General features: G+C 42.1%; 5 protein-coding genes and 1 pseudogene. 5 read left to right on the forward strand and 1 reads right to left on the reverse strand.

Translation table 11 applies throughout. The annotated features are described in order from the left end of the window. The first annotated feature begins 351 nt into the window (after window positions 1-351). Genes ABD827_RS02945 through ABD827_RS02960 form a run of 4 tightly spaced genes read left to right on the forward strand, consistent with a single transcriptional unit; the run spans window position 352 to window position 7,757 of the window. Window positions 352-1,902: a methyl-accepting chemotaxis protein gene (locus tag ABD827_RS02945; RefSeq protein ID WP_344962195.1), complete on the forward strand. Its 1,551-nt coding sequence runs from the start codon at window positions 352-354 to the stop codon at window positions 1,900-1,902. Further along, the gene (locus tag ABD827_RS02950; protein ID WP_344962197.1) at window positions 1,899-2,825 is read left to right on the forward strand and encodes a chemotaxis protein; all 927 of its coding nucleotides are present in this window, start codon (window positions 1,899-1,901) and stop codon (window positions 2,823-2,825) included. The genes ABD827_RS02945 and ABD827_RS02950 overlap by 4 nt, the downstream gene beginning before the upstream one ends. A gap of 19 nt (window positions 2,826-2,844) precedes the next feature. Further along, window positions 2,845-6,465, forward strand: a complete 3,621-nt coding sequence (locus ABD827_RS02955; protein WP_344962198.1) for an EAL domain-containing protein — start codon at window positions 2,845-2,847, stop codon at window positions 6,463-6,465. A gap of 2 nt (window positions 6,466-6,467) precedes the next feature. Then, the gene (locus tag ABD827_RS02960; protein ID WP_344962200.1) at window positions 6,468-7,757 is read left to right on the forward strand and encodes a methyl-accepting chemotaxis protein; all 1,290 of its coding nucleotides are present in this window, start codon (window positions 6,468-6,470) and stop codon (window positions 7,755-7,757) included. Between the two features lie 179 nt (window positions 7,758-7,936). Here ABD827_RS02960 and ABD827_RS02965 read toward each other — a convergent pair whose 3' ends face one another. Then, window positions 7,937-9,724 (reverse strand): diguanylate cyclase domain-containing protein, encoded by a 1,788-nt coding sequence (locus tag ABD827_RS02965; RefSeq protein ID WP_344962202.1) that lies wholly within the window; start codon window positions 9,722-9,724, stop codon window positions 7,937-7,939. Between the two features lie 230 nt (window positions 9,725-9,954). On the opposite strand from ABD827_RS02965, the pseudogene ABD827_RS02970 reads away from it, so the two are divergent. Continuing rightward, window positions 9,955-10,098: pseudogene (locus tag ABD827_RS02970) on the forward strand (transposase family protein); the annotation flags it as partial. Window positions 10,099-10,442 lie beyond the last annotated feature (344 nt).

A 10,442-nucleotide genomic window follows, 5' to 3' on the forward strand; every position in this document is an offset into this window, starting at 1 on the left:
GCTGAGGGCAATGGCGGCGCAGTGAGCATGAACACCTTGGTTTTTTAACAAAATGTTCACGCTCTCACCCTGTCATCGATGGTCGTTGGGCTCATACCACTGATGGGGTTAGGTCGTACAACATTTGACATAAATGAACTCGTAGCAAATGCCAAGTTGATAAATCAGAAGCTCAATCGGCAATGTAAACTTTTAAATACACCCCAATTAGCACAGTAAATAAGGATAGCGCAATCAGTTTGCACAAATTCGGTGCACATAAATATTTACTAATAGATCTAGGTTAATCCACCTACATGATGTAAAATGCGCTTTTTTTTTAGTAAGCTAATATGCACGCGGATGCTATCTATGCGCAAAAACCTCCCTGTTACATCTAACGAAATAACTTTCCCATCGTCTGTGAAGCTAATTTCAGTTACGGATAAAAACGGCAATATTGTTGATTGTAATGACGCTTTCGTTGAGGTAAGCGGATTTTCCAGGTCGGAGTTAATTGGCCAGCCACATAATATTGTTCGACACCCCGATATGCCAGCGATGGCTTTCAAAGTAATGTGGTCACATCTAAAAGAAGGTAAAGCATGGATGGGGTTGGTTAAGAACCGTTGTAAGAACGGTGACTTTTACTGGGTAGACGCTTATGTAACACCCGTGACCGCTAATGGACAAGTTATTGGGTACGAATCTGTTCGTTCAAGCCCAAGAGCAGAAGATGTACAAAGAGCAGACAGAGTATACCGCCGCTTGAGTTCGGGAAGTAATTTACCTAAACCGTTACCTATATCGCTGCCTAACATTTTTTTAATGGTGTCTGTCGCTATCGCGCTTGCGACATTCTTTCTTGGTTACCAAGAGTTATCAGAGAGTTTGTTGCTCGCCGTCATTGCGATCTATGCAATTTGGGTCAATGTGAAAGACCACGCCAGAGCGTCTGACTTAAAGAAAATACTAAGCCGTTCTTTCTCGCATGAACTCGCAGTTCTCACCTACACCAATAAGTCCGGATTTACTGGCGCATTAGAAGTCTCTGTATTGAGCCAGCAAGCTCACCTGACAACTATTATCAACCGCATTGATGATGCCGCGAAAAGAGTATCGCTCGAAACACTTTCCTCATTTGACTTGGTTAAACAATCTAAGCAGGTTATTGATCACCAGCAATCTGAAACGATTCAGGTTGCTACAGCGATGAATGAGATGACGACAACTATTTCAGAGGTATCGCATCATGTTTCCAATACCGCTTCACAAGCTGATAAAGCATTTTATCTGGCCGAAACCGGTGGAGGACTCTCCAAAACAACAAGCGCCTCTATTGAAAAACTTAGAGCAACTGTCCAGACCATTTCGAAATCCGTTGTTGATGTAGAGCTACAAACGACGAAAATTGCCCAAGCAGCTCAAATAATTGAACAGATTGCTGAACAGACCAACTTACTTGCGCTAAATGCTGCTATCGAGGCAGCGCGTGCCGGCGAGCAAGGCCGAGGTTTTGCCGTGGTTGCTGAAGAGGTGCGTAATCTTGCAAAACGTACCCAAGATTCTACGAAAGAAATATACGAGATTGTCAGAGCTCTCTCACTAAAGTCCAGCGAGGCCGTTAAAGTAGCTGAATCAGGTGCTTCTGACGCTGACGAGGGGCTGTCAAAAGTCATTGAGAGTGGAGATATGCTGCAAGGAATCGTTGCCTCAGTCGGGCATATATCCGATATGACGACACAGATGGCAGCAGCTGTAGAGGAGCAAGCTCATGTGGCTGAAGATATCAATCGCCAGGTTGTAAGTATTTCAACATTGGCCGATGAAAGCGCCAATTCTGCAGATAAAACAGCAAGCTCTCTAGAGCACCTTAAGAAAATATCTGAAGAGCTACACGAGCTGGTGGTGCGTTTTAAATGAATATGTTAATGAAGTCTATTGACCAAAGGACAAATCTGGCAGGTCAAAATCGCTTTGAAATACTCCTCTTTAGCCTGAATGGTCATCAGCGTTTTGGCATCAACGTCTTTAAGGTTCGGGAAGTAATTCGTGTACCTGAGCTCATTGAAATGCCAGGAGCCCACCCTTTTGTAAAGGGCATTGCGCAGCTTCGTGGCAATCCAGTTATCGTTATCGACCTGAGTGAAGCTACGACAGGTAAGCCGATAGGTTATCCCGAACAGGCTTTTGTGATTGTGACGGAATACAACCGCCATATCCAAGGCTTTCTGGTTTCGGCAGTTGATCGCATCGTTAATCTGAACTGGAGTCAAATTCAACCTCCACCTCAAGGAGCAGGGCAAAGTCATTACCTAACTGCAGTGACAGAGATTGAAGGCAAGCTCATTCAAGTCATAGATGTTGAAAAAGTGTTCTCGGAGATCATGCCCAACGACCATGAAATTGAAGCTGAAACGGCGCAACAGCTTAAAGGGTTCAACACCTCTGAGATTGAAGTGTTGGTTGCGGATGATTCAGCAGTTGCCAGAAATCAGATTAAACGCGTATTAGACAGCGTAAATATCCCGTCTAAACTGGTTAATGATGGCCAATCTGCGCTTCAATTTTTACAAGACATGGCAGTTAAGCATAAAGGCGTCCTTTCCGAGAAGATACCTTTGGTTATCTCCGATATTGAGATGCCAATTATGGATGGCTATACGCTCACTTCTGCGATCAAATCTGAACCACTTTTAAAAGATATTCACGTCGTTTTGCACTCATCACTAAGCGGTGTGTTCAACGAGTCAATGGTTAAGAAAGTCGGCGCAGACCAATTTATCGCTAAGTTTCATCCCGATGAATTATTACAAGCAATCAATCACTGGTTGTTAACGAAGTAAAGACAGGTGCGCTATTAGAGTGGAAGAAGTATTAAAGCGATTAAACATCAACCCCGTTTCTTTTGATGAGCGTAAAGCTCTTATTAATCTTTCAACTACCGAAATTAAATTGCTCGAAGCCATTCATAAACCACTTTATGCCTATGAGAATGAGCTTATTCATGCTTTTTATCAGCATCTTTTAAAGTTTGACCATGCATCGAAGATGCTGCATGACGTTAACCTGATGAGCAAACTTCAAGAAACACAAAAACTGTACTTTAGGAAATTAACTGCCGGCGATTATGGATTCGACTACGCCCAAGATCGTATTAGAGTGGGCATTGCGCACCAAAGGGTTGGTTTGACGCCGCAATGGTATATTGGCGCTTACGGTGTTTACTTAGATCTCGTTTGTAAATTCGTCAGTGTGATTTTGAATAGCGATACGGGGAGTATCGAGCCAACGTTAACTGCGCTCTATAAAGTGGCGCTACTGGATATCACCCTCGCCTTTGACGCCTACATATACGCTAGCCACCAGACACTTGAGCAGTCCAGGCAGCAGATTTCTGACAAATACGATTTTCAAATTCGTACCAGCAATGCCATCGCTAAGATTCAACGCGCTTTTATACTTAATGAGTCGTATGACAGTGCACTTAGCCTTTTACTTAATGAACTCATCGCTCTGACAGATAGTCAGTTCGGTTTGATTGGTGAGGTGCGGGAAGACTCGCAACTACGAGCGAATCTGAAGGTCCGCGTCTTGACAAATATCAGCTGGGATCATGAAACCCGTGAGCTATATGAAAGAAGTAAGGCGGATGGCTTAGAGTTCCATAATCATCACAATTTACTGGGTGAAGTATTAACAACCGGCCAAGCTGTTATCTCAAACAATCCTCAGGATGATTCTCGTGCTGGTGGCACACCAAATGGTCATCCCAAGCTCTCCTCCTTCCTTGGATTGCCTATTAAACATAATGGTAAGTTGATTGGAATGGTCGGTCTGGCTAACGCAGCCAACGGCTATGAACAATCTGACGTTGAGAAACTGAATCCCATCCTAGAAACCTTGGAATCGCTATCTGAAGCAAGAGAGATTAAAAATAAACTTGCTCTGACACTGGAAGAGAACGCCCGCCTTGCATTAGTTGCTACACAGACTGTGAACGGGGTAATGATCTTAGATTGTGATTACAACATCACTTGGTGTAATGCCGGCTTCGAACGAATCTCTGGTTATCCTTTGGAGGAGCTAGCGGGTCAATCGCCGTGGGCATCATTAACCGGGCCGCAGACTAACAGCTTTGACCTTTTGAAGTTACAAAAAGCAGTCGCAAAGAAAAAGTCCATTGAAATTGAATTACTTAAATATCGAAAGAGTGGAGAGACCTTTTGGAGTCGCATCAGTTGCAACCCTACGTTTAATGAACTTGGAGAGCACTCGGGATATATTTCGGTTGAACTGGATATAACTCAAGAGCGCTTGAGGCAGGACGAACTGACCAGCTTTAAAAGTGTTGTTGATCAAATCGCTGATGCCGTCTTATTTTTTGATGCCGAAACGTTGGACATTTTATATGCCAACCTCGCTGCACAGCATCAACTTGGGCGGAGTTGGGCGATGTTACAAATTATGAAGCCCTACGAATTTAAGCCGAGCTACGATGCACAATCGTTCGATCGGCTTTTGAAGCCGCTCAAAATGGGTGAGGTGGAGCTGCTGCATTTTGTTACCCAACATCGCAAAGGGGATGGCAACATCTATCATGCAGAAATTAGTATGCAGATTGTACAAACCGCGTTTAACCAAAAAGTCGTTGTCTATATAATTCGTGACATCTCAGCGCAGCTTGATTATGAAAGACTCAAAAGTGAAAACGAAAAGCGCTTGGTGAATTTGCTGCATAAATCAGAGGATGCGATGGGCATAATCAGCCCAGATTTTGTGATTACTGATTGTAATGATGCAGCCGCAAAACTTTTTGGCTTGTCTGACCGCAAAGCGCTGATTGGTTTGTCGCCTATTCAATTCTCACCACTGAACCAAGGTAAAAACAACAGCAAAGAGCTCGCCAAAGTTCTTTTAAATAAAGCCTCAAAAGAGGGTTACCAGCGTTTTGAATGGCTTCATATCACTAAAAAAGGTCAGCATATACCGATAGAGGTAACGCTCACTCCAGTCATCTACCTTGGACAAAACGCTATCCAGGTAATTTGGCGCGATTTAAGTGACATTAAAGCCAAAGAGCACCGCATCAAGCAATTGGCATTTTTTGATGAGCTAACAGGACTGGCTAATAAAAATTTATTCTCTGACCGAGTTAAATACCTTCTTAAAATTGCAGAGAGATATCAATATACCATCGCGATTGTATATATCGACCTGGTTAATCTTGAAGATATTAACGAAACAATGGGATACGAAGCGGGTGATGCAGTCATCCAAGCGGTCGGTCGCAGATTAGAAAAAACCATCCGCGGTGCAGATACTTTAGTGCGTTGTATCTTTGATAACGAGGACTGCCAGATTTTACCTGTCGTCAATGACATAGATCGAGAGTTTGACTCCTTAGCCCGTTTAAATTCTGATATTTTTGCGCTTGCAGCCGTTTTATCTAATCCTGATGCGGCTTCAATAATGGTCAACAGGTTACATCAAGCTCTCGCTGAGCCGCTCGAAACCCTAGAGGGTGAAGTCAGTATCAATGCAAGAGCTGGAATTGCTTTATATCCTCAGGATGCGGATACCTTTGATGCAATAACACGAGGTGCCAATATAGCACTTAATATGGCCAAAGAGTCCGGTTTACCCAGTTGCTATTTTAATATTGAAGTGGGTGAAAGGATTCAGAAAAAATCAATTATCTCAAAGCAACTTGAGAGAACCTTACTCTCCTATCCTGATAATCTGCGAATCGTCATTCAACCTCAAGTTTGTTTAAAAACACATAAGTTAGTCGGTGCTGAGGTTCTGGTGCGCTGGAGAGACGAAGAGCTTGGCGAAGTTTCGCCAGGATCCTTTATTCCAATTGCTGAAGAGCGAGGGTTAATCAATAAGTTGACGCATCTCGTATTAGAACGTGTTATTGAACTGAAACGCAGTTGGCAGAAAAAAGAAGTGTTCTCGCAAGAAAATTTGCGTTTCAAGCTCGCCCTTAATATTTCAGCGAAAAGCTTTGATGATGAGTCTGCAATTTATGGTTTTTTAACTTTGATAGAACTCGCAGGGCTAGAGCCAAATGATTTTGAGCTTGAGCTTACCGAAACAGGGCTTATGCGTGATCCCGATAAAGCAATATCAACTTTAAATACGATACGAAGTAAAGGTTTTGCGATTGCCATTGATGACTTTGGTATGGGGCATTCTTCATTAAGTTATCTAAAAAACATCAATGCGGATGTGCTGAAAATTGATATGCACTTTATCAAGTCAATACTTGAAGATGAGAAAAACCTCGCCATTGTTAAAACCATTATTTCAACAGCAAAGATTTTTGGCTTGAAAACTCTTGCTGAGGGAATTGAAACTCAAGACATTGCGACGCTACTGGCTGACTTGGGTTGTGATTGGGGGCAGGGTTACTACTTTGATAAACCTCTCTCTGTTGAGCAGTTTGAAAAATTACTTTTGAGCTATAAAAGAGAATACTGATTATGTTCGACTTTCTAAAGAAAACACCCACTTTAACAGAACCACTAAAAGTTTCTGATGAAAAACTCCTCTTTAATGCCATGTTAAACGCTACCGCGATGGTGATTTTTAATCATTCAGGCGAAATACTTGAAGTGAGTCAGAAGTTTGCTGACTTTATGGGGTACAGTAAACAGGAACTTCTGGGCCAGCATCACCGCATTTTGTTTGAGACTGCCTATACATCGAGGCCCGAGTATACAACCTTCTGGCGAAATCTCCTTGAGGACAAACCGCAGCGAGATACCTTTAAATATATGAAGAAGAATAGAGAAACTATCTTTGTCGGCGCACGTTATGTGCCAATTAAGGATGAACAAGGTAAGGTGTATCGTGTTGTTAAATTGGCTTTTGATGTCACCGCGCAGTATAACGAATCTGCGTCGCAGAATGCTGTTTTTACGGCACTTAACCGCTCACAGGCTGTAATTGAATTCACCCCGGATGGCACAATCACCAATGCTAACCAGAATTTTCTTAATGCTATGGATTGCAAACTGGAACAGATAAAGGGTAAACACCACAAAATTTTCTGTGATGAAAACTTTTATCGTGATAACCCAAACTTCTGGCGCAACTTGGCGAACGGTAACTATCAGACAGGTCGATTTCTAAGAAGAAGTCTGTCTGGCAGGAGCGTCTGGCTTGAAGCAACTTACAACCCCATTCTTGATGGGCAAGGTAAAGTCTATAAAGTGATAAAATTTGCGTCAGATATTTCTGAGCGCGTCAATAATGCCATTAATACAGTGAACCTCGCGGCGCAAACATCCGAAAAGACATCGGCGTTAACAACAACGGCAATGCGAGAGCTGGATAACAGCGTGAATACCAGTGTTCAAATCGCATCACAGGTTGAAAATACTGCACAAGTTGGTCAAGAGCTAAATCTGAAATCAAAGAATATTCAGGAAATAGTAACCACCATACGTTCTATTGCAGATCAGACAAACTTATTGGCACTTAATGCGGCGATTGAAGCTGCAAGAGCCGGAGATTCCGGCAGAGGGTTCGCAGTTGTTGCAGACGAAGTAAGAAAGCTTGCCGCCAGATCGGCTTCCGCAACCTCCGACATTGCGGAGGTCGTAAAGGAGAACGCGGGGCTCATTGATAAAATTGACACCGGTTTAAAAGAGATAAATGTGATCGCGAAAAAAGGTCATGAATCTATCGAGCATGTCGAAAAAGCTATCGAGAGTGTGAATGTGAGTATCAGTGAACTCGTGTCAATGGTTGAAGCATTGAAACCCTAATTTTTATACCAACAATCCTTTATTTATTGGATTTGTTACCAGAGCGCTCCTGATTTGTTGGAAGGTGTTTTACTTCTTCATCAGATAGCGCTATTAACGATGAATGAAAAATGGACAGCTCACATCAAAACAAAAATCTAACAATTAAAAAACAATGCGTTTAAATAAAAATTTTTAACCTAACCATCCGCATAATTACCAGAGACTAAATAGAAAGCGTTCTTTTTCTTTTTTGCGATATACATAGCCTGGTCAGCTTTATTAATAATCTCATCTGAACTAAGTTTTTCGCCTTTATGAATGTAGGCTCCAATACTTGAAGTACAAATATAAGGTTCGGCCCCTAGATCGTAAGGATAACTTAGTCGTTCTCTTATTTTTTTGCCTATTTTTTTAACCCAAGCATCAGAAGAGAAAATTTGGTTGCGTCCAGAGAGCATAATTAAAAACTCGTCACCTCCAAACCGGCAAACCGTATCGCTATCACGAACAGATTCTATTAATCGATTTGATACGGCTTTAAGTAAATGATCTCCTGCCTCATGACCTTGAGTATCATTTAGTAACTTGAAATCGTCGAGATCTATATACATCAATGCAATAGGAAACTTATCTCTTTTAGCTGATAGTAGTAGTTGCCCTAATCGTTCTTGCAACAATCTTCTATTAGCAAGACCTGTTAACGAATCATAGAATGCAAGGCGCTTAATTTCTGCCTCTGCCGCTACAGCGGCACTAATATCTCTCGCTATCTTGGAAGCACCTATTACCTGCCCCTCAGAATTATATATCGGCGAAATACTCACTGATAAATCTATTAGTTGACCATTTTTGTGTTTGCGTTGCGTGACAAAATGATCTACTTTCTGTCCACTTGAAATTTTATTTAGAATTTCAGCCTCTTCGTGTGACCTCTCACTTGGAATTATCAATGTCATTGATTGACCGATTATCTCCTCCTCTGAGTAGCCAAAAATCTTTTCAGCCCCTCTATTCCAACTTGCAATAATTCCATGACTATTCTTACTGATAATCGCATCGTCAGAAGATTCAACTATGGCTTTGAAATACGCAAGGTTTAGTTCTGCAAGTTTCCTTTGAGTTCTTGCTATCCAACTGATAACACTTTCCCGTGAATTTCCTTTAACTATAATTGGCGTTAAAAAATTCCCTTTCCCTAACTCATGTAAATGGCCTTCTAATTCAGGAATAGAACAGCCGATTATCTTACGAAGCTGCACGCCAATTTTAAAAATAAAAATAATCAGAAGTATCGAAAGTAAACATAGACTTCCTATAACTAGCATCAGCCTATTTTTTGCTATATTTACAGTGGATTGTGTCCTGTCAAAAACCATCTGTTCAGTTTCGATAATCGGTCGCATGATTTCTGCCTTTGTTGAGATAAAGAAATCATCTGCTAGCATTTCTAAAGCTTTTTCGCGTTTTTTAGGATCTGTCGGTACGTTTTCTTCAAAAAGGTCAATTGCTTTATTTTCTACCGCCACTAATAAGTCTGACTTTTCCTTAGAAAGCTTTAAATTTTGTAATTCAATTTCAGTAAAGCCAGCTCTTTGCATTAGTTCAATAATCGAAATTCCGTCACCGCTGGCGTCATGCTTCGACTCTGAAGTATCGGGGGCTGCTCCATTAACATCCCAATAAGCAAGAGAATAATTCTTCGGTCGCGTTCTCAACCCGTCACGTATTTCAACGACAGCCTGAAACTGAAGTTTATAAAGAGGGTTACCAGTAATGATATAAGTTCTTACTAACCTTGCTAAATCGTTAGATGACTGGCGAAGCTCCGCAGCCAACTTAATAGACTTCTCTCTCGTATCAACAGCACTCTGATAACGTAATTGTTCAAAAACAAGTACAACGATACTCGTACCTAACAAGAAAACAATAGCTAGCATCGAATACAAATAAATTTTGAATGCTTTAGGTTGTTCCTTCCATTCCACGAGCTAATAAATCCTGTCTGTAATTTTAATATTAAGGTTAAAAAAATAACAAATTCAGAGATTAATTATACTGGAAACGCTTGAATATGTCGAAAAGTGAGTGTGAAATAATATTGTGTAGAGAGGTCCGTCTAATGCAGGGTGAGATCGCGAACGTTTTTTGGACACTTCGTTCTATTTGACCCGCAGATCGTGTTGTGATCTGATACTCCCTTTTTGGGAGAGCCATGATGAGCCTTGATGCATTTTCTCAGTATTTCGGTGAGCTGGAAGACCCTCGTCAGTCCGCCAAAATCAGCTATCCCTTGTTCGATGTCCTGTTCCTGACGGTCTGTGCCGTCATCGCCGGCGCCGAAGGTTGGGAGGACATCGAGGGTGTGCCGTAGGCACAAAACATGCCCAGCAAGGAATGCTGAGCATGGAGTAGGCATAAGCTTACGAAGAGATGGTGGTGGGCCCACCGGGATCTGCTGTCGGAAGCCGGTCTCAAACAGCCCCAAGCTGCTGTGGTTAAGAGCTATGGTAGTGAGCGTTGGGGAAAAGCCAGACAAGATCTGGTGATGTGCGATACAGAGAGATGAGTTACCCCGAACCTATGTTGACGCGTCGTTATTTCCAGACCGACATCAAAACCAGAGGGGCTTCGATCTTCTGGGACAAGTTTACGAGTGAACTCCGAATGCTGCGTAAATGGTGTCCGGCGTATAGTAGGCATGAC

The organism is Oceanisphaera sediminis, from assembly GCF_039539745.1.
Lineage (GTDB): Bacteria > Pseudomonadota > Gammaproteobacteria > Enterobacterales > Aeromonadaceae > Oceanimonas > Oceanimonas sediminis.